The organism is Streptomyces sp. NPDC002602 (assembly GCF_042889445.1).
GTDB lineage: Bacteria > Actinomycetota > Actinomycetes > Streptomycetales > Streptomycetaceae > Streptomyces.
The window spans coordinates 1-18,989 of record NZ_JBIAQX010000013.1 but is presented as its reverse complement, the minus strand read 5'-3'; the positions used below and the strand labels follow the sequence as shown (position 1 = coordinate 18,989).

The 18,989-nt window shown below is 70.4% G+C and carries 20 protein-coding genes; 8 read left to right on the top strand and 12 right to left on the bottom strand.

Annotated elements, in window-relative coordinates; genetic code table 11:
* Positions 1-258: 258 nt before the first annotated feature.
* The 5 genes from ACFYW3_RS27865 to ACFYW3_RS27845 all read right to left on the bottom strand — a co-directional run bounded on the left by ACFYW3_RS27865 (position 259) and on the right by ACFYW3_RS27845 (position 6,346).
* The gene (locus ACFYW3_RS27865; RefSeq protein WP_351757749.1) at positions 259-903 is read right to left on the bottom strand and encodes a dihydrofolate reductase family protein; all 645 of its coding nucleotides are present in this window, start codon (positions 901-903) and stop codon (positions 259-261) included.
* A 148-nt stretch (positions 904-1,051) separates the two neighbouring features.
* Positions 1,052-3,328 carry a DPP IV N-terminal domain-containing protein gene (locus ACFYW3_RS27860; RefSeq protein ID WP_389387697.1) on the bottom strand — a complete coding sequence of 759 codons (2,277 nt, stop codon included), beginning with the start codon at positions 3,326-3,328 and terminating at the stop codon, positions 1,052-1,054.
* Positions 3,329-3,438: 110 nt separating this feature from the next.
* Positions 3,439-4,110, bottom strand: coding sequence for a DUF4097 family beta strand repeat-containing protein (locus tag ACFYW3_RS27855; protein ID WP_389387696.1), 672 nt, complete (start codon positions 4,108-4,110; stop codon positions 3,439-3,441).
* 461 nt (positions 4,111-4,571) lie between these two features.
* Entirely contained in the window at positions 4,572-5,435 is an 864-nt protein-coding gene (locus ACFYW3_RS27850) for an ABC transporter permease (RefSeq protein WP_389387695.1), read from the bottom strand.
* A complete protein-coding gene (locus ACFYW3_RS27845) occupies positions 5,432-6,346 on the bottom strand; it encodes an ATP-binding cassette domain-containing protein (RefSeq protein ID WP_389387694.1) in 915 nt (304 codons plus the stop codon). The genes ACFYW3_RS27850 and ACFYW3_RS27845 overlap by 4 nt, the downstream gene beginning before the upstream one ends.
* A gap of 132 nt (positions 6,347-6,478) precedes the next feature.
* On the opposite strand from ACFYW3_RS27845, the gene ACFYW3_RS27840 reads away from it, so the two are divergent.
* Positions 6,479-7,654, top strand: coding sequence for a sensor histidine kinase (locus ACFYW3_RS27840; protein WP_389387693.1), 1,176 nt, complete (start codon positions 6,479-6,481; stop codon positions 7,652-7,654).
* Positions 7,651-8,310 (top strand): response regulator transcription factor, encoded by a 660-nt coding sequence (locus tag ACFYW3_RS27835; protein WP_351756445.1) that lies wholly within the window; start codon positions 7,651-7,653, stop codon positions 8,308-8,310. The genes ACFYW3_RS27840 and ACFYW3_RS27835 overlap by 4 nt, the downstream gene beginning before the upstream one ends.
* Before the next feature lie 23 nt (positions 8,311-8,333).
* Here the strand turns inward: ACFYW3_RS27835 and ACFYW3_RS27830 are convergent, their stop codons facing one another.
* Complete coding sequence (locus tag ACFYW3_RS27830) at positions 8,334-10,163, bottom strand: alkyl/aryl-sulfatase (RefSeq protein ID WP_389387692.1); 1,830 nt, start codon at positions 10,161-10,163, stop codon at positions 8,334-8,336.
* A gap of 266 nt (positions 10,164-10,429) precedes the next feature.
* Between ACFYW3_RS27830 and ACFYW3_RS27825 the strand changes: the two genes are divergently transcribed.
* Positions 10,430-10,945, top strand: a complete 516-nt coding sequence (locus ACFYW3_RS27825; RefSeq protein ID WP_351756439.1) for a hypothetical protein — start codon at positions 10,430-10,432, stop codon at positions 10,943-10,945.
* A gap of 322 nt (positions 10,946-11,267) precedes the next feature.
* On the opposite strand, the gene ACFYW3_RS27820 is transcribed toward ACFYW3_RS27825, so the two are convergent.
* The 3 genes from ACFYW3_RS27820 to ACFYW3_RS27810 form a co-directional block, all read right to left on the bottom strand.
* Positions 11,268-12,386: an NAD(P)-dependent oxidoreductase gene (locus ACFYW3_RS27820; protein WP_389387691.1), complete on the bottom strand. Its 1,119-nt coding sequence runs from the start codon at positions 12,384-12,386 to the stop codon at positions 11,268-11,270.
* Positions 12,374-12,496 (bottom strand): hypothetical protein, encoded by a 123-nt coding sequence (locus ACFYW3_RS27815; RefSeq protein ID WP_351756433.1) that lies wholly within the window; start codon positions 12,494-12,496, stop codon positions 12,374-12,376. The genes ACFYW3_RS27820 and ACFYW3_RS27815 overlap by 13 nt, the downstream gene beginning before the upstream one ends.
* Before the next feature lie 104 nt (positions 12,497-12,600).
* Complete coding sequence (locus ACFYW3_RS27810) at positions 12,601-13,311, bottom strand: YitT family protein (protein WP_389387690.1); 711 nt, start codon at positions 13,309-13,311, stop codon at positions 12,601-12,603.
* Positions 13,312-13,372: 61 nt separating this feature from the next.
* Between ACFYW3_RS27810 and ACFYW3_RS27805 the strand changes: the two genes are divergently transcribed.
* Entirely contained in the window at positions 13,373-14,776 is a 1,404-nt protein-coding gene (locus ACFYW3_RS27805; RefSeq protein WP_389387689.1) for a PLP-dependent aminotransferase family protein, read from the top strand.
* 288 nt (positions 14,777-15,064) lie between these two features.
* Here ACFYW3_RS27805 and ACFYW3_RS27800 read toward each other — a convergent pair whose 3' ends face one another.
* A complete protein-coding gene (locus tag ACFYW3_RS27800; RefSeq protein WP_351756424.1) occupies positions 15,065-15,376 on the bottom strand; it encodes a hypothetical protein in 312 nt (103 codons plus the stop codon).
* A 477-nt stretch (positions 15,377-15,853) separates the two neighbouring features.
* Positions 15,854-16,429, bottom strand: coding sequence for a DUF2231 domain-containing protein (locus ACFYW3_RS27795; RefSeq protein WP_389387688.1), 576 nt, complete (start codon positions 16,427-16,429; stop codon positions 15,854-15,856).
* Between the two features lie 283 nt (positions 16,430-16,712).
* Between ACFYW3_RS27795 and ACFYW3_RS27790 the strand changes: the two genes are divergently transcribed.
* From ACFYW3_RS27790 to ACFYW3_RS27780, 3 genes are all read left to right on the top strand, one after another.
* Positions 16,713-16,901, top strand: a complete 189-nt coding sequence (locus ACFYW3_RS27790) for a hypothetical protein (RefSeq protein WP_351756419.1) — start codon at positions 16,713-16,715, stop codon at positions 16,899-16,901.
* A 230-nt stretch (positions 16,902-17,131) separates the two neighbouring features.
* Positions 17,132-17,479 carry an STAS domain-containing protein gene (locus tag ACFYW3_RS27785; RefSeq protein ID WP_351756416.1) on the top strand — a complete coding sequence of 116 codons (348 nt, stop codon included), beginning with the start codon at positions 17,132-17,134 and terminating at the stop codon, positions 17,477-17,479.
* A gap of 141 nt (positions 17,480-17,620) precedes the next feature.
* Entirely contained in the window at positions 17,621-18,031 is a 411-nt protein-coding gene (locus ACFYW3_RS27780) for an ATP-binding protein (RefSeq protein WP_351756414.1), read from the top strand.
* 294 nt (positions 18,032-18,325) lie between these two features.
* On the opposite strand, the gene ACFYW3_RS27775 is transcribed toward ACFYW3_RS27780, so the two are convergent.
* Positions 18,326-18,487, bottom strand: coding sequence for a hypothetical protein (locus ACFYW3_RS27775; protein ID WP_053676175.1), 162 nt, complete (start codon positions 18,485-18,487; stop codon positions 18,326-18,328).
* A 208-nt stretch (positions 18,488-18,695) separates the two neighbouring features.
* On the opposite strand from ACFYW3_RS27775, the gene ACFYW3_RS27770 reads away from it, so the two are divergent.
* Entirely contained in the window at positions 18,696-18,869 is a 174-nt protein-coding gene (locus tag ACFYW3_RS27770; RefSeq protein WP_351382683.1) for a CsbD family protein, read from the top strand.
* Positions 18,870-18,989: the final 120 nt, after the last annotated feature.

Sequence of the window (18,989 nt, the reverse complement as noted above, 5' to 3'; positions counted from 1 at the left end):
TCGACCGTCCGGCCGGCCCCGCTCGCACCAGGACCAGGACCAGCGTCCCGGAGCGGGCGGGGCTCCTTGGTCACCGCGGATCAAGGGCACGGCGGATCAAGGGCACGGCGGACTCGCCGGTCGGCCGATACCCTTCCGTACCTCGCGGACGCCCACGGATGCCCGCGGATGCCCAGGGATGCCCGGGGCTGGTGTCTTGTCCGGTCCTGTGATGCTGTCAGGACCACCGGAACCGGGCAGGGCCCGTGCCGGGATCGGTCACTTCCGCCAGAACAAGTGGTGCGTCACCCCGCTCGGGCTGGGAACGACGTCCAGGTGGAACCGGTCGAGCAGTTCATCGGGAGACTCCCACAGCCGCACTCCTGACCCGAACTTCACCGGCGAGACCGCCACATGCAGGGTGTCGACGAGGTCGGCGTCGAGGAACTGCCGGATGGTGGTCGCTCCCCCGCCGAGCCGGACGTCCTTTCCCCGCGCCGCTTCCCGCGCCTGTTCGAGGACCGTGGCCGGGTCGCCGCCCACGAAGTGGAACGTGGTGTCGGAGAGCGTGAACGAAGGACGCTCGTGGTGGGTCATGACGAACACCGGAGTGTGGAACGGGGGCTCCTGTCCCCACCACCCCTGCCAGTCGTGGTCCTGCCAGGGCCCCCGCTGCGGCCCGAACTTGTTGCGGCCCATGATCTCGGCTCCGATGTCGCGGGCGTAGTCCCGTGTGAGGTAGTCGTCCAGGCCCCGGCTGCCCCCGGGATCGGTGCGCATCGGCCAGCTCGCCGTGGCGCCGGCCCAGGCGAACAGCTTCTCGGGCGCTACATGGCCGAAGGGCCTCTCCAGGGTCTGGTCGTCACCGGCACCGATTCCGTCACTCGAGACATTGAAGTTCTGGACTCTCAGCAGTTGAGCCACGCGTTCCTCCTGTGATGGCGACGACAACGGTGATGAGACTCTCCGGACCGGACGAACTCATCGGTGTGTCCGAGACCGGCCCGAATCAGACTAGATCGCCTGAGACCGGACTCCCATGAACCGGACCCCGAGGAACCGTGATGCCCGCTCAGGCGAACAGTTCGCCGAGCAACTCGGGGCCGAGGGGGATGGGGGCCGGGCGGTAGGCGGGCGGCTGCGTACCCATCAGCTCGCGCACGAGGAAGTCCCAGGAACGCTTGCGGACGTAGGTCAGGCAGTCGATGAACGTGTGCTCGGCGCCCGGCACGATGAGCAGCTCGAAGTCCTTGTCGGCGGCGATGAGCCGGTCGGCCAGGCGCAGTGTGTGGTGCGGGTGGACCTGGTCGTCCAATTCGCCGTGGACGAGCAGGAGTTTGCCGGCGAGCCGGTCCGCGATGTCCACGTTGGAGGTACGGGCCCAGGCCTCGGGGTTGTCCGCGCCGTCGTAGGTCTCCACGAAACCCGGGTTGAAGTGGGGGGCGTCGTGGGAACCGGAGAGCGCGACCCCGACCTTGAACACCTCGGGGTGGTCCAGCATGGCCCGCGCCGCGGCGAACCCGCCTCCGGAGTGGCCCATCACGCCCACCCGGTCCAGGTCCATCCACGGGCGGGACCGGGCCAGTTGCCGCAGCGCCGCGACATGGTCGGCGAGGCAGCCGGCATCGGCCAACCGGCCGTACGAGGCGTCGTGGAAGGACTTGCTCCGCCCCGGGGTGCCCCGCCCGTCCAGTGCCACCACCACGAAGCCCAGTGCCGCGAGGGGTTCCGCGTCGAGTCCCATCCCGCCGGGGTCGAAGGAAGGGGCGACCCGGTCGAGCTGCGGGCCGGGGTAGACATTGTCCACCACCGGGTAGCGCCGGGCGGGGTCGAACCCGCGGGGTCGGTACAGCACGCCGTGGATGTCCGTCACTCCGTCGGCCGCCTTGACGCGGAAGCGTTCCGGCGCCGTCCAGCCGGTGGCGGTGAGCTTGTCGATGTCGGCGCGCTCCAGCTCGACCGGCACGCGCCCGGTCCAGTCCCGGACGCGGGTCACGGGCGGGGTGTCGACGGTGGACGCGGAGTCGATGAAGTACTCCTGGTGGTCCGGCATGGTGACGACGTGGTCCAGCGTGTCGTCGGTGACCTTGGCGAAGCCGGAGCCGTCGAGGGCGACCCGGCACACCGTGCGCCGGTACGGATCCTCTTCGACCAGCCCGGAGGCGGTGAAGTACACCACCCGCTCGGCCTCGTCGACGCGCAGGATCTGGCGCACCGCCCACTCTCCGGAGGTGACCCGCCCGAGGAGTTCGCCGGTGCGCAGGTCGTGGCGGTACAGGTGGCCCCAGCCGTCCCGCTGCGAGTACCACAGCACCTCGTCGGCGAGTATCCGTACGATCGGCGGTTCGTACATCCACTGGTTGGGCTCCACACGGGTGGACCCGGTCTCGGCGAGCACGGCGGTGACCTCGCCGGTGGTCGGGTCCAGCCGGTACAGGGTGAGCGTGCGCAGGTCGCGCGGTCGGTCGAGGTAGTACACCGCCGAGCCGTCCGGGGCCCACCACGCCCACTTGGCCGTGATCGGCGACAGTTGCGGCATGAGCAGTGGTTCGGCCTGCGCGCGGACCACCGTGCCCTCGACGACGTCCAGCACGACCAGTTCGGCCAGCGGCAGGTGCTCGTCCCCGGCGTAGGCGTACCGCTGGGTGTGCAGGAGGGGTGCGCCGCCGTCGGCGGGCCTGGCCTGCACCAGGTGGGTCTGTCGGACTGCGCGCTCGTCGGTCCGGTGCGCGAGCACCTTCGTCGAGTCGGGCGACCAGGCCACCGCGGGCGGCAGGTACGGCAACCCGATCTTGCGCAGCAGGGTGCCGTTGCCCGTGCAGTCCGGGCCGGGGCCGTACTGGTGGTCGGGCGCGCCGTCGGTGGTCAGCGCCCACTCGCGGCCGTCGGACAGCGAGCGGGCCCACAGGTCGTGGCCCCGCCGGTACACCGTGAACTTCCCGTCGGGCGAGGGTACTTCCAGGGGGTTGCCGGGCGGTGTGAACACGGCCGGTTCACAGGCGTAGCCGTCCAGGCGGCAGCGCCAGTACTCACCGAACGCGGCGAACTCCACTGCGTCTGAAGCCAGTTCGATGGCCGTGAACGGCAGGGCCTCGGGGTCGACCTGTTGTCCGGAGGCGGCGGTCAGCGCGTCGGCGAGCCGCGCGTGGTCGAAGGCCGGCTCGCGGGTGCCGGCCGCCGGATCGACCAGGACGAACCGGCGGCCGACGCCCGTGCTGACGGCGTACCAGAAGCGGGCGCCTCCGTCGATCCACTGCGGTCTGACCTTGTCGCCGATGACGAGTTCGCCGGGGCGAACGGGGCGACGGAAGAGTTGTTCTGCGGCCTGGTAGTCCTGAGTGGTGCTCATTCTCTGTGTCCCCTGTCGGTTTCGGTCTCGGTCTCGGCCATGAGTGGTTCCGGTCGGGCCGCGGGTCGGAGGCTGCGGTTCAGATCGGGCCGCGGGTCGGAGGCTGCGGTTCAGAGGCTGCGGGCGGTGATGTCGCCGTGGGCGGTGGTCGCGTGGATGCTCAGACCGGCGGTGGCGCCTTCGGTGTTCAGAAGTGCGTTGTGGATCCGGCCGTGACCGGTACCCGCGTCCAGGGAGGCGGAGACCCCGCGTGCCGCGCCGACCGTGATGTCGCCGGCCTCCGTGCGCAGGTCGACCGTGCCGCGTACGGCCTCGGTGATGCGCAGGTCGCCCTTGCGGGTGCTGATCTCCGCCGGGCCGCCGAGCCGGCCGACCGAGATGTCCCCGGCGAGGAGGGTGAGGCGGGCGCCCGCGGTCTCGTCGAGTTTGACCGTGCCCCGCGCGCCCTCGAAGGTCACCTCACCGAGGCGACCCACGCCCCGGAACTCGACGGCGGCCGTCTTCGCCTCGACGTGGGAACCGGCGGGCACCTGGACCGTGACCTCGACGGAACCGGAAGCGCCGAGCACCTGGTTCCCCGCCTCCGGAACCGTGATCCGCAGGACCCCGTCGACGTACTCGACCGCGGTCCGCTCCGTCGCCTTCACATCACGACCCTTCGAGGCACTCACGGGGAGAACCTCGACGGCCGTGTCGGCGCGCTCGGCGGCGATGAACCGAACATGACCGGCGGGAACGTCCAGGACGACCGAGACCGGGGCGGGGGTGTCGAACTTCAGCATGGTGACTTCCTTCGCATCGTTGTTTCTGATGAGGGAAAAGCTACGTTGCGTTTTAGAAATCAGCAACGTGCTTGCCGCCCTAAGTCGCCATCACTGCAGCTCAGATGCCATATATCGTTGCATCGGAATGACGCCTAATGCAACAGCCCCTTCCCGTTCGTTGCAATGATCTAGGAGTGAACGCTATGGCCGAGTAGCCGGTGTCGGGAGACGAGCTCGGCGCCGCCGCGCACATCCGCACGCCGGTCGGAGCCCCTCACCCCTCGGGGATCCGCTCGTCCGGTGCCTCGGCGACCTGATCGCAGCTCAGGCTGTTCTGGTCTCGTACCGGTTCGCGGTCGGCGAGCCGACGTTCCGCCTCACCGCCCAGGCCCACCCCACGCCCACGCACCCACACCCGCGCACCCGCGCACCCGCGCACCCGCACCCGACCGCGCACCCGACCACGCACCCGACCACGCTCAGAGATCCCGTCGCCGCACGACCGTCACGGCGACGGCCACCGATACGGCCGCCCAGGCGGCGAGCGCGATCCAGGAGCCCGTGATCGTGGCGGGGTACGCGCCCAGGCTGGTGTGGGAGTCCGGGTTCAGGGCCAGCCGGCTCTGGGCGGCGAGCGGCAGGTGATTGCCGATCTCCTTCAGGACCCGGTACCGCTCGCCGCCGAAGAGCATGGGCAGGACGAAGAGGAGCGCCACGACGGCGACGATCGAGGCGGTGGCGTGTCGCAGTACGGCGCCGAGTGCCAGCCCGATGAGCGCGCAGACCGGGATGACCAGTGCGTATGCCGTGACGGCGCGCAGGCAACCGGGGTCGTGGATGGACAGTCCGACGTGGCGGGAGGCCAGCATCGCGTTGGTGGCGAAGAACGATGTCACGGAGACGACGAGGCCGAGAACGAGCGTGATCGCCGTGACGAGGCCCACCTTCGCCGCCATCACGGCGCGCCTGTCGGGGGTGGCGGCGAGCGTGGTGCGGATCATTCCGGTGGCGTACTCCCCGAAGACCGTGATGGCGCCGAAGCCGCCCGCGGCAAGTGCCATGACGGCGGCGGCGATGTTGCCCAGGCCGTGGAACAACGGGTCGTACCTGAAGGGCGGCAGACCGGGGAGCGGGGGGTGCGGCCGGTCGATGTACGGCAGGTCGGAGTGGACGCCGTTGATGTTGATCGCGATGGCGACGACCGCGCTGAGTGCGAGTACCCAGTAAGTCGACCGGAGCGACCGCACTTTGATCCACTCGGCGGCGAGCAGGTCGACGAACCTGGCCGTCGGTTCGGCTGTGTGCGTGGACGGCCGGGTGCGGGGGGACGGCATGGCGCTCATCGGGCTTCTCCCGCGAGGTATTCGACGCTGTCGGCGGTGAGGGACATGAACGCCGACTCCAGGGACGAGGTACGGGTGGTGAGTTCGTGCAGCACGATGCGGTGACGGTGGGCCAGTTCGCCGATCCGGGCCGCGGTCAGACCGGCCACCAGCCCGGCCCGGTCGCTTCCCTCCCGGCTCACCGACGCGCCCTCGGCGGTCAACACCGGTTCCAGCTCCGCCAGATCGGGTGTGCGCACCACCACGTGCGGGGAGGAGTGGCGGGCCGAGAAGTCCTCAAGGCTCTGGTCGGCGATCAACCGGCCCTGGCCCATGACGATGAGCCGGTCGGCGGTGTGTTCCATCTCGGCCATCATGTGGCTGGAGACGAACACGGTGCGGCCCTCGGACGCCAGACGACGGAACAGCCCGCGCACCCACAGCACGCCCTCGGGGTCCAGACCGTTCAGGGGCTCGTCGAACAGGAGCACCGGGGGATCGCCGAGCAGGGCGCCCGCGATGCCGAGACGCTGCTTCATCCCGAGGGAGAACCCTCCGATGCGGCGCCGCGCCGCCTTGGCCAGCCCGACCTCCCGCAGGACCTCGTCCACACGGGCCAACGGAATGCGGTTGCCGCGGGCCAGGGCGGACAGGTGCGCCTGTGCGCTGCGCCCGCCGTGGACGTCCTGGGCGTCCAGGAGCGCGCCGACGTGACGCAGTCCGCGCGGGCGTTGGGAGAAGGGAACCCCGTCCACGGTGACGGAGCCGCTGGTGGGGGCGTTCAGGCCCAGGATCATGCGCAGCGTGGTGGATTTGCCGGCGCCGTTCGGGCCGAGGAAGCCGGTGACCTTGCCCGGTTCCACGGTGAAGGTCAGGTTGTCGACGGCGAGTGCGTCGCCGAACCGCTTGGTCAGTCGGATGGATTCGATCATGGGTACAAGCTGCCGGGGAGGGCAGGGAGCCGGCATCGGCTGGTGGTTCACATGTGTGAGCCCTGCTGGTGGCCCGGGGGATTACGCCCGTGGGCCAATGCCCCGGTGGGAGCGCGTCGATAGGATCGGCTGATGATCGCCACTCCTCATCCACCCCTGCTCAAGCGCGTGCCACCGGGTGTGTGGGTGGCGGCCTTCTGGTCGACCCTCATCCTGGTACGCACGTTCCAGCGGCCGGACGAACTGCAGCGTCTGCTCCGGTACAACGGCAACATCGAGGACGCACCGCTGCTGGTCACCGCCGTCGTCACGACCCTGGGCACGCTGCTGCTGTTCCGCGCGCCACTGGCCGCCGTCGCCGTCGCGCTCGCGGGCGCCGTCTTCTCGCTCGGAATGCCGGTACGGGAAACCCCGTTCGTGCTCTTCCTGCTGGCCGACGCGGCCGTGGGCTACACCGCGGCGACCCGCTCACGGCGGGTCTCGGTCCTCTCCGCCGCGCTCCCGGTCGGCGCGCTGGCCGCGTACACGGTCTGGCGGCTGGGAAGCGGGTACGCCTTCAACCTCTCGGTGCCGACCGCCCTCGCGTCGACCGTCGTCATCGCCTGGCTGATCGGCAACACGATCCGTCAGAACCGGTCGCACGCGGACACGGTACGCGCCCAGGCCACCCAGCAGGCGATCACGGCCGAGCGGCTGCGGATCGCCCGGGAACTCCACGACATGGTCGCGCACAACATCGGCATCATCACCATCCAGGCGGGCATCGGCAGCCGGGTCATGGACACCCAGCCCACCGAGACCCGCAACGCGCTGGAAGCCATCGAGGCCACCGGCAGGGAGACCCTCGCCGGCCTGCGGCGGATGCTCGGCGCACTGCGCCGGAGCGACCAGGAGTCCGCGCCGCTCGACCCGACTCCGGGCCTCGCCGCCCTCGACCGACTGGTCGACAAGACCGCGGCCGCCGGGGTCCGGGTCGCACTTCAGTGGCGGGGCGACCGTCGCGACCTGCCCTCCGACGTCGACCTGGCGGCCTTCCGCATCGTCCAGGAGGCGGTCACCAACGTGGTGCGGCACTCGGGCATCGGGGACTGCACCGTGACGGTCGCCTACGAGCGCGACGAACTGGCCGTCGACATCGTCGACCTTGGCTGCGGCGGCACTCCCACGGCGTCCGGTTACGGCCTCGTCGGCATGCGGGAACGGGTCGACCTGCTGCACGGCGAGTTCAGCGCCGGGCCGCGTCCGGAAGGCGGCTTCCGGGTCGCGGCACGGCTACCCCTGCCCCGGCCCGTGGAGGCCGGAAGGTGATCCGAGTCGTCCTGATCGACGATCAGCCCCTGATCCGCACCGGCCTGCGGGTCCTCATCGCCGACATCCCCGACATGGAGGTGGTGGGGGACGCCGGAAACGGAGCCGACGCGGTGGAACTGGTCCGACAACTGCGGCCGGACGTCACCATCATGGACATCCGCATGCCCGGCATGAACGGCATCGAGGCCACCCGCCGGATCAGGGCGGATCCGGGGTCGAGGACCCGCGTACTCGTCCTCACCACCTTCGACGACGACGAGTACGTCTACGGCGCGCTTCGCGCCGGAGCGAGCGGGTTCCTCGTCAAGGACATGCCGCTGGAAACCATCCTCGACGGGATCAGGGTCGTCGCCGCCGGGGACGCCCTCATAGCCCCGAGCGTCACCCGCCGTCTCATCGAGGAGTTCGCGGCACGGCCCGAGCCCACTGCCACCCGCCGGACGGCGACGTACGGCATCACCGACCGGGAACGCGAAGTCCTGACCCTCGTCGGTCGCGGCCTGTCCAACGCCGGGATCGCCGAGGAGCTGTCCATCAGCGTGGCCACGGCCAAGGCTCACGTCGCACGGCTCTTCACCAAACTCGACGCGCGCGACCGGGTCCACCTCGTCATCCTCGCCTACGAGATGGGCCTGGTCTCGCCTCCACGATGAGGCCCGCTCCCGGGCGGCCGCGGTCAGGGCGTGACGATGGCGAAGTCGGGGTCGGGGGTGTCGAGCAGGCTCGCGAGGGTCGCGAAGACCTGCGGGTCGCCCTGGACGTTCACGCCGTCAAGGCCCTTGCCGTCCAGGACGGCGAGCAGTTGTGGCTTGGTCAGGGTAAGGGTGAGGTCGGCGGCCGGGGCGAGCCCGTTCGCCTCCGCGGCGGTGTCGGTGCTGCGGTAGGTGAGTGCTCCGTTGGCCAGCAGCAGGTGCCAGGTGCGGCCCTCGTCGGTGACGTTCCAGTTCATCGTGAGCTTCTCGTCCCATGCGCGCGGCCCGTCGACGCGGATCGCGAGGGAGTCGACGAGCATGTCGACGGTGAGTGCCATCGCCATCTCGGGGTTGGTCGCGTCCAGGGTGGTGTGCGCGACCGTGCCGCGCAGTTCCTGGGCTCCCATCAGGTAGAAGTTGCGCCAGGTGCCGTTCTCCGCGCCGTGGCCGAGCTTCTCGTACACCGAGGCCAGTGCCCGCTTGGCTGCCGTGTCTTCGGGGGCGGCGAAGACGGCGTGTCCCAGGAGCGTCGCGGCGAAGCGCAGGTCCCCGGTGGCGGCGTACTCCTCGCCCTTGGCGACCAGCGCGGGAACGCCGCCGTAGTCGGCGGCGAAGCGACGGGCCTGCTCGACCGGCGGGTGTTCCCACAGGTGAGCGGGGTTGCCGTCGAACCAGCCCATGTAGCGCTGGTAGATGGCCTTCACGTTGTGGCTGACGGAACCGTAGTAGCCGCGGTCGGCCCACCGGCGCGCGATGGCCGGCGGCAGTTCGATCAACTCGGCGATCTCCAGGCCGGTCAGGCCTTGGTTGATCATGCGAAGGGTCTGGTCGTGCAGGTACGCCCACATGTCCCGTTGGCCGGCCAGGTGCTCGACGATGCGCTCCCGGCCCCAGGTGGGCCAGTGGTGGGAGGCGAACGCGACCTCGGCCCGGTCGCCGAACAGGGCGATCGTCTCGCTCAGGTAGTGCGCCCAGACGCGGGTGTCGCGGACCAACGCGCCGCGCAGGGTCAGGATGTTGTGCATGGTGTGCGTGGCGTTCTCCGCCATGCACAGCGTGCGCCGGTCGGGGAAGTAGAAGTTCATCTCCGCGGGCGCCTCGGTGCCCGGTGTCATCTGGAAGACGATCCGCACACCGTCGAGGGTCTCCTCCTGGCCGGTGTGGGTGATGTCCAGTGTCGGCGGTACGAGGGTGATCGTGCCCTTCGACGTCGTCATGCCCAGTCCCGCGCCGATCTGCCCGGCAGGCCCCCTGGCCAGTTCGGCGCCGTACATGTACACCGCGCGGCGGGTCATCGCGCCACCCGCGTACACGTTCTCCGCCACCGCGTGCTCCAGGAACCCGGCCGGGGCGAGCACCGGCACCGGGGCGTGGCCGTGCGGCAGGACCCCGCGTGAGCCGCCGAAGTGGTCGCCGTGCGAGTGCGTGTAGATCAGCCCGGTGACCGGGCGGTCGCCGCGGTGTTCGCGGTACAGCGCGAGCGCGGCGGCCGCGGTCTCGGCGGAGATCAGCGGGTCGATGACGATGACACCGGTGTCACCTTCGACGAGCGTCATGTTCGACAGGTCCAGGTTCCGGACCTGGTAGATCCCTTCGGTCACCTCGAACAGGCCCTGCTTGTCGCACAGCCGGCTCTGCCGCCAGAGGCTGGGGTGCGCGGTGTCGGGGCAGTCCGCGGCCAGGAACCCGTACGCGTCACCGTCCCAGATGACGCGACCGTCGTCCGCCCGGACGATCGCCGGTGCGAGGGCGGCGACGAAGCCCCGTTCGGCGTCCTCGAAGTCGGAGTTGTCGGCGTAGTCGAGATCAGTCATAGGGAACAAATAACCCAAAGAGGAGCGATTTACTCGTCGCCGGGGCGGGGCTCGGGCAACCGGTTCGGTCGGGGCGGCGCGGTGCGGAGCGGAGCGGTGCTGGAGCAGGTGCCGGTGCCGGTGCCGGTGCCGGTGCCCCGTCATGATCGGCGGGATGGGAGACTGGCCGGCCGTGCACACGACTGATGGCTGATGGCTGATTTGGCTGATGCCAGACGGCGGACGGCGGACGGCAGAGGCGGAGAGCAGACAGGGTGGAGATCATCGTGCGACGACGACAGAGGCGCACAGCCGTGGCGTCCCTGGCCATGGCGGCACTGGTGACAGCGACGGCGACGGCCTGTTCCTCTCCGCGGCAAGATCTCGGCCCGCTGCCCGCGGACACGGCGGTCGCGGAGATGACGTCCGTACTGGCGGCGGAAGGCATCACGGTGGAGCGGAAACCCCCGAACCTCAACGGCATCTGTCTCGAACAGCTCATGGGACGGCATGCGGCGGAGACGGCGGTCACCGCCCTCAAGGCGGCCTTCGTGCGGGCCCGTTCCGAACATGGCTGGCAGGCCGGTCCTGACATGAGCAACGGGACGCTTACGCTGACGAAGAGCAACTGGACTGTCACGGCAGGCCTCCCCGGAGGGCAGGTGGCCCAAGGAGTTGAGGCGCCGATCTTCCTTTTGCTGAAGTGCGTGGACGGTGACAGCACCCCGTCCGCCGCCACCTCGCCTCCCGCGACCGCGCTCACGCCTTCGACGGCGCCGACACCCTCCCCGGCGTCACCCTGACGGACCGGACGGACCTGCCGGATCTGACAGACCTGCCAGACCTGCCGGGTGACGGGTGACGGGTGACGGACCTGACGGGCCTGACGGGTCTGACAAGCCCGCCGGGCACCCCCGGCCCGCCCGCGACGAGACACGGCGGGAAAGCATCTCGCCCCACCTCAGCGGGGCCCTTCCCGGGAGGGGCTGGGCCGTCTCTTTCGGATCGTGCCGGTCAGGCCCGCGTCGTCCGGTGCCGTGCATCGCAAGGCGGAGAGGCTCCCGAGTACTGGACGTCCTCGGGTGCCTCGACAACGCGGCGAGGTGCGGTGCCGGGCGGCGCGGGTCAGGCAAGATCCGAAAGAGACGGCCCAGGCGGGCCTGGCTGCCGCAGGAACCGCTCGAACTCCTCCAGGAGCCGTCGTGACGCCGTCTGCATCGCGGACCGGGTCATGCCCGCCGCGTGGGGGGACAGGACGCAATGGGGGTTGTCCGCAAGGGGCGAGGAGAAGCCGGGGCCCTCCACGTCGAAGACGTCGACCGCGGCCCGCCAGGGTCCGGACTCCGGGTCCCGCAGCGCGCGGTCGAGCGCCGCTTCGGGGACGACGCTCGCTCGGGCGGTGTTGATCAGAACCGATCCGGGGCGCATCATCCGCAGCTCGTCGACCCCGATGAGGGCGGCCGTCTCGGGAGTGGCCGGCACGTGGACCGAGACCACGTCACAGCCGGTCAGCAAGTCGGCGAGGGTCTCCACCCGACGGCCGGGCCAACCCGCCGCCCGCTCATCGGTGAACCGCGGCGACCCGAACACCCGGACTTCGGCGCCGAACGCGCCCACCAGATCGGCCACCCTTCGGGCGATCGACCCCGAGCCCACCAGCCCGACCCGCGCGCCCGCGAGACTGCCCGTGGGCAGGCCCTCGATCGCCGCGCTCCAGGAGCCTTCGCGCAGGGCGTGCGCGCGCCGGGAGACATCGCGCAGCGCATCGAGCATGAGCGCCACGGTGAGTTCGGCAACCGCGTGCGCGTTCGCTCCCGGCGTCGTCCGGATGGCGACTCCCAGCCGCCGCGCCGCCTCGTGGTCGAAGGTGTCGGACCCGGCGGCGGCCCTCCCGACGAGCGAGAGACGCCGCCGGAGACCGCCGGCCGTGGCCCGCTCCAGCAGGGCTTGAGTGAGGGGGATCCCGGCCCGGCACTTCAGGGCCTCGTACCCTTCCCCGTCTGCCTCGATCTGTTCGGTCAGTTGCTCTTCCGAGAAGCCGTCGAAGTCGACCGTCTCCCACTCGGCCTCGATGCGTGCCCGGAGGCCGGCGTCCGGGACGCGCCGAAGGTTGACGGTCGGGCGGAGGCCGAGATCGACCAGGGCGGTCAGTTCCGTGAGTGCCGTCTCGCCCGGCGCCGGATCCACGACGAGCACCCGGGCGGAGGTGCGAAAGTCCCGCGCCCCCGCCCTCACGCGCCCCACCCGTGCCCCTGCTCGACGGACGTGGCGCGGGGGCGGTCCAGCAGCGTGTCTCTCCCGAGCGCCCTGAACCGCAACTCGCGTATGTGGCAGGGAGAGTTGTGCGGACTCATGACCGCTCCTTCCGGGAACTCGTCGCGATGCGATCGAGGTCTACGAGACTACGAGCCCTACGAGACTACGAGCCACAACAGGTGACAAGGGCAACGGTGGAGGTTCATCGGCCGCGCCGTGCGCGTGCGGAGGCCTCGGGGAGGCGAACCGCCACCAGCGGGAGGAAGCAGCCGACCAGAGGTCCCATGCACAGTGCGATCAGCACGGTTCCGATGCCGAGCGTTCCCCCCAGAAGCCATCCGGCGCCGGCGACGGTGACCTCGACGCCGGTGCGGACCACGGCGAGAGGCAGGTGTGTGAGTCGAACGAGTCCGGTCATGATGCCGTCGCGTGGCCCCGAGCCGAACTGCGCCCCGAGGTAGAGCGCGTCGAAGAACGCCAGTGCGACCAGGCCGAGGGCGAGGTATCCGATCCGGGTGAGTGGTCCCTGTGGGTGGGGGAGCACAGTGGCGGTGGCATCGGCGGCGAAGCCGACGATCGCCACGTTGAGGAGCGTGCCCAGCCCGGGCGGTTCTCGCAGGGGGATCCACGCAAGGAGCACAAGCAGTGAGATCAGGTTGGTCGCCCGCCCGAACGAGACGCCGAGAGACGTGGCCGTCCCTTCCGTGAGCACGTTCCAGCCCGCCGCGCCGAGCCCGGACTGGACGAGCATCATGACGGCGGCCCCGTAGCCCGCCAAGCCGAACAGGAGTTGGGGGATGCGACGCGCTTTCCGGGCTGCCCGGACCTGGGCGAGCGCGTTCATGCGTGGGAGCACGGGCGGGTGGTGGGGAGCCGGGACGGAGGTGTGTGCCGTGGAGGCAGGAGGTGCCATGCGGTGAGTCTTCGGGGCATCTGGCCCTGGGTTCCATAGCCAGATTGACTATGCTGGTCGAGTGAAGATCAGCTCGCACGCGGTGGCGCGGATGTTGGGGACGTGGCAGGAGGGGCCGGGGCCGGCGCATCAACGTCTCTCCGACAGACTGCGTCTGCTCATCCTGGATGGACGCGTCTCCCTCGGCGCGGCCCTGCCGAGCGAGCGTGACCTGGCCACCGCGCTCGGCACCAGCAGGACCACCGTCGGTGCCGCGTTCCGCACGCTGGTCGAGCACGGATACCTCGCCACACAGGCCCGTACCAGGGCGACGGTGCGGCTGCCCGGCGACGCCCCGCCCCGGCAACCGGTCCGCACGGACGCGGACACCGTCGACCTGTCCTTCGCGGCGCCGGCCGCGCCCGTCGAAATCCTCCACGCCGCGTTCGCGACGGCTCTCGAACAGCTTCCACGACACTTCGAGCGGCACGGCTACGACCGCTACGGCACCGCGGAGCTGCGCGAAGCAGTCGCCGAGTGGTACCAACGGCGAGGATTGCCCACCCGGCCCGACCACATCCTGATCACCAACGGCGCACAGCACGCGCTGGCGCTCCTGACGCGCGTGCTTGTGTCGCCACGCGACAAGGTCCTCATCGATCATCCGACCTACCCGCACGCCATCACGACCTTCACCGAAGCGCGCGCCCGTCTCCTGCCCGTCGCCATGGGCTCTGCCGTGGGCTCTTACGGCTGGGACACCGAGCAACTCCAAGCGGTGGGGCGAGCCGCGAACCTGGCCTACCTGATCCCCGACTTCCACAACCCGACCGGGATGTGCATGTCCACGAGCGTGCGCCAACGGCTCAAGCTCGCGTGTCCCACCGTCGTCGACGAGACCATGACCGATCTGGCCCTGGATATTCCGAGCCCGGAACCCCTGGCCGCGCACATGCCGACAGCCATCAGCATCGGCTCGGTGTCCAAGAGCGTCTGGGGCGGCCTGCGCACAGGTTGGATCCGCGCGCTGCCCTCTCTCCTGGAACGCGTCGCACAAGCCCGTCCCACCACCGACCTCGGCACCCCTGTGGTCGAACAGCTCGCCACGGCAAGTCTTCTGAATGAGCATCAGACCCGGCGGTCCGACACGCTCCAGCACCTCAGGTCACAACGTGACGCCCTGCGGCAAGCACTCACCGAGTACCTGCCGAACGTCCACACCCTTCAGCCAGTCGGGGGTGTGACACTCTGGGCGACGTTCCACGAGCCCATCAGTTCACGGCTCGCAGCCGTGGCGCCCGACCACGGGGTGACGATCGCGGCCGGACCACGTTTCGGGGTCGGAGGCGCTTTCGAACGCAACATCCGCCTGCCGTACACACTCCCTCCGGGGCAACTGGTCCAGGGGATCCGCAGACTCGCACAGGCCGAACAGGCGCTCCTCCGCGGCGCCACCGGAACGCACACCCCCGCACCCGTCGCATGAGCGCGACGACGCCATGACCGAGGCCATGACCGGACTCATGACCAAACTGATGACCGATCTCATGACCTGTCGCAGCCGGCCGCGTCGGGAAACCGGGATCCGTGTCCCTCATCCGCCGGTCGCAGGACGGAGCACCGGCCGAACCCATCGAGTAGGTCACGCTGCGCATCGGATGCCCTTCCTCGGGGACAGGTTTCGACACCACGACACCACGACCACGACGCCGCGACACCCCGACCCGCCGGCCGTCACACGACACGGCTTGCACGCTCCGCCCAGGCCACGGCACTAGGCGTCCAACGCGGCCAGGCCCTCCTGCCAGCGCGTGCGCCGTTCCTCGGGGCTCTGCTCCCACCACGGGGCACCGCGCTCCCCGAGAGCCACCTTCGCCAGCCGCACCCTGTCCCGGGCCGCGCGCTCGGCCCGGGGGTCGTGGGCGCGAAGCGCGACGCCGACGGCCCGCCGGGCAGCCATCAGATGGACGCGCAGGCGGGCGCTCACGTCATCGGGGATGGCCGGGTCGGTGGCGCGCCACCGTCGTCCGCCGATGACGACGTGATGACCGTCCGGGGTGGTGTCCGGCGGGGGTTTCCGAGTCACGGGAACCGCTTGCCCCCACCGGGCACGCGGCAACCAACCTTGAGCCGAACGCCTGCCTGCCGGCTCTGCGGCGTTGTCCGTCCCTGCGGCCAGGGCCTGTCCGGCGGATCCTCGGCTCGATCACGGTAGCTGTAGGTCGTGCTCGGCGTAGGGCGGCGGTGGTCTGGCCGTCGAAGTATGCGGCGTGCACGTCGGCGATCGTGTCGCCCGTGGCAGCCGGCCGGCGTCCACCCTTGTTGCCTTTCGCCTCGGCGGCCCGCAGTCCGTCGCAGGTCAGTTCCCGCTGGAGGTCACGCCGGCGTTCGCCGGCGGCCAGTGCTGTGGCCGGGAGGGGTTGCCGGGGCGCGGTGTCCGGTGCGGTGCATCGCAAGGCGAAGGACTGCCGCTTGTACGGGACGTACTCGGGCGGTCCGACAACGCGGCGAGGTGCCGTGCCGGGCGCCCCGACACGGTGAACCTTTCCGGTCACAGGACTAGCTAGGCCGGATACGCTCCGACCGCCTGGCGGTAGGCCACGTGGCCTCCGAGCGCGCCGGTGACGGCGACGGCCGTCAGCCCTGCCACCGACCACAGTCGACCCTTCGTCCGCCGGCCACTCAGCCGGTTCGTGAGGGCGATGGCGTAACAGGTGACCGCGACGGCGTTGGAGGCCGCGTGAGCGAGTCCCACCCGGGCCTGCTCGGGTGGGAGGTCGGCCCAGTCGACCCAGCCGGCCACGGCCGCCGGGGCCACACCGGCCAGGCCCACCGCCGTGAGGACGGTTCCCCCGCACTGAGCTCCCGGTACGAAGTCCAGAACGGCGGCCGACAGCCAACAGCCGATGGGCACCTGCACCAGAACGGGATGGACGGGATGGCCCAGTGCCCGGCCGCGCAGGAGATCACGCGTCCCGCCCAGCGGCAGCGCGCGGATCGCTTTCCGCAGTGCCCGCACGGCCGGGTCCACCTGTGTCGAGTGCTCGATGCGGTCCAGTGCCGTCAGCCACCACGTCGACGCCGTCCCCAGGGCGGATCGGCCGGGAGGGACGGGAAGGTCGGAGATGTGTGTGTCCATGCGCAGCACCTACCCGCCGTCGCGCGGCGCCCCCGACGGCGGACGGGCGGGTGCGCCCACAAGGCCCTGCGATGTCAGCCTCCCGGGTGGGCTCTGCCCCTGCCGTAGCCACCGTTAACGCCGTTAACGCCCCGACTGCCGCGACCATCGAAGACGACGGTCGGCATGGGGGCTCGCCGGGAGGGAAGACGCAGCCCGAGCGGAACCCGTATCCGCCGCCACTTACGCCGCCAGAGCGCGCCAGGGCCTCGGCGGGCGGGGACGGGCGCTCCAGGAGGAGAACATGGCGCTCGAAAAGAACGACCGGGTGGGCTACCGCGATGGCCGAGAGGGCCGACACCACGGCCGTGTCGAGGAGGTTCGCGATCCGGGACCGCATGCGGTGTACCGGATTCGCAACGAGCTCACCAACGAGATCCAGGTCATCACGCAGGAGCAGATCGTGCAGGGAGCGGGCGAGGCGGACGCGTGACCGGCTGACCCGGACCCGGACCCGGACCCGGGCGAGGGCTCGTACCAGGTCCCTGGTTGATCCAGACCCGGGTCGGGCCCGGGCCGCTCGTCGGCGGGCCGCCCGGGGGGCTCCCGGGTGGGGCTCCTGTGACGCGCCCGCGGGACATCACGGCGTGCACTTTGTACGTGATCCGGGTCCTCTGGGGACCCGGGCCGATTCGGCCGTTCGCCATGTAGGAACATGGCGTGGTGAACGGAGACGAAGCGGTGGTCACCACGACCACGCACGAAGGCATGACCGTCGTACGCCTGCGCGGTGATCTCGACGGTGAGAGCGCGCCGGATCTTGCTCGGGCTCTCGTCGAGGCAGCGGCACGCGGCGCTTCCCGCACGGTGGTCGACCTGTCCCAAGCGGAATTCGCGGACTCCTCCGTCCTCCACGCACTGTTCGACGCACGGAAGGCTCACATGGCGGCGGGAGTGGTTCTCGTTCTCGCGGGCCCACTACAGGTGGCGATCCGCCGACTGTTCGAGGTGACCGGATCCGGACCCGCGTTCCGCATGACGGACTCCCTGGAGACCGCGATGACATGCTGAGCCCACGTCGTGCACGTCCCCCGTCCCAACCGGCGTGTCACCACATGACGCGCCCGACGATGGGCAGGCGATGACGGTATGAACGCGTCCACAGAAGCCGATGACGGCCGCGGCTCCGGATACCGAGAGGACCGCGGTCCCATGACCGTCGCGACACCGGCTCCCCACCCGCCGGCACCACCGACGGCCGACCCCGCTCGCGTACCGGCCAACGCCGCCGCCGCCCGCGCCAGGGTCAGCGACCTCCTGCGCCGTGCGGGCATCAGCCTGGACAGCGTCACCGCCGCGGACACCCTCCTCGTCACCTCCGAACTCGTCACCAACGCGATCCGCCACGGCGGCGGCCTCACCGCGTTCCACACCGAAATCGCCGACGACACCCTCCTCTTGTCCGTCGCCGACGCCAACCCCCACACCCCCCAGCCCCGCACCGGCACCCCCGACCGGCCCGGCGGCTACGGATGGCCACTCATCAAACGCCTCACCCAACGAGTCGACATCCGCACGCGCCTCGACGGCAAAACCATCAACGCCGAACTACGCCTCGCCTGAACCCGATTCCCGGCCACGGGCTTGACCTCGTGACGGCACCGGCCACGCCACGTCGACGTTCCCCCGACCGAGCCGCCGGCGGAGGTCGGCGGCAATGCCGCGAGGCTGACCACCGACCAGTGCCGGACCCGGACCGGACATGACACCGGGCCCGGACCGGACATGACACCGGGCCCGGACCGGACATGACGGCGGGGCCCACCCCCGGTGAAGGGGTGGGCCCCGTAAGCCTCGCGCAAGTACGCCGAAGTCGGTACGCCGAAGCGGTAGGCCGAAGTCCGTACGCCTGAACCGCTACCAGCGGTACCAGCGGCCGCTACCTCCCTTGGGACGGGCGACGAAACCGACCAGCCACAGCACCAACACCGCGATCGCGACCCACCAAAGGATCTTCACCGCGAAACCGGCGCCGAAAAGAATCAGAGCGAGCAAAAGAACAAGAAGCAGGGGAACCATGATTATCAACCTCCGAAGCGTCTTCTGCCCTGCCGATCCCCGCACATGCGTTTCTTATTTAGGCGTTTCTTATCCGCCCAGGCGGGAAGCCGCACAGCCCTTCCATCGCCTCGCGTCTCCCATGTGCCGACCCGTCGACACGTTTGTCTCGCCATAAGTGGGCAGACGTTCCTGCGTAAGCGTTCTCTACCACTTGGAAGTGATGACCGTGTCCGGTGAAGAGAAGACCCAGGCCAAGACCGAGCAGGCCAAGGGCAAGGTCAAGGAAACCGCCGGCCGTCTCGTCGGCAACGAACGCCTGACCGCCGAAGGCCGCGCCGAACAGGCCAAGGGCGACGCGCGCCAGGCCAAGGAGAAGATCAAGGACGTCCTGAAGGACTGACCTCAGGGCGAACGTGCTGGAGGGGGGGGGGCCGGCGGGGGGGCCCCCCCCCCCCCCCGCGGGGGGGGGGGGGGGTGGGGGTAAAAAAAACAGCGTGGGGGAGTGCGAGCGGGGCGCGCC

Excerpts from the sequence above, each read along its gene's own strand:
- ACFYW3_RS27860 (WP_389387697.1), bottom strand. The coding sequence starts at position 3,328 with ATGAGCACCACTCAGGACTACCAGGCCGCAGAACAACTCTTCCGTCGC.
- ACFYW3_RS27855 (WP_389387696.1), bottom strand. The coding sequence starts at position 4,110 with ATGCTGAAGTTCGACACCCCCGCCCCGGTCTCGGTCGTCCTGGACGTT.
- ACFYW3_RS27850 (WP_389387695.1), bottom strand. The coding sequence starts at position 5,435 with ATGAGCGCCATGCCGTCCCCCCGCACCCGGCCGTCCACGCACACAGCC.
- ACFYW3_RS27845 (WP_389387694.1), bottom strand. The coding sequence starts at position 6,346 with ATGATCGAATCCATCCGACTGACCAAGCGGTTCGGCGACGCACTCGCC.
- ACFYW3_RS27840 (WP_389387693.1), top strand. The coding sequence starts at position 6,479 with ATGATCGCCACTCCTCATCCACCCCTGCTCAAGCGCGTGCCACCGGGT.
- ACFYW3_RS27830 (WP_389387692.1), bottom strand. The coding sequence starts at position 10,163 with ATGACTGATCTCGACTACGCCGACAACTCCGACTTCGAGGACGCCGAA.
- ACFYW3_RS27815 (WP_351756433.1), bottom strand. The coding sequence starts at position 12,496 with ATGAGTCCGCACAACTCTCCCTGCCACATACGCGAGTTGCGGTTCAGG.
- ACFYW3_RS27810 (WP_389387690.1), bottom strand. The coding sequence starts at position 13,311 with ATGGCACCTCCTGCCTCCACGGCACACACCTCCGTCCCGGCTCCCCAC.
- ACFYW3_RS27795 (WP_389387688.1), bottom strand. The coding sequence starts at position 16,429 with ATGGACACACACATCTCCGACCTTCCCGTCCCTCCCGGCCGATCCGCC.
- ACFYW3_RS27790 (WP_351756419.1), top strand. The coding sequence starts at position 16,713 with ATGGCGCTCGAAAAGAACGACCGGGTGGGCTACCGCGATGGCCGAGAG.
- ACFYW3_RS27780 (WP_351756414.1), top strand. The coding sequence starts at position 17,621 with ATGACCGTCGCGACACCGGCTCCCCACCCGCCGGCACCACCGACGGCC.
- ACFYW3_RS27775 (WP_053676175.1), bottom strand. The coding sequence starts at position 18,487 with ATGGTTCCCCTGCTTCTTGTTCTTTTGCTCGCTCTGATTCTTTTCGGC.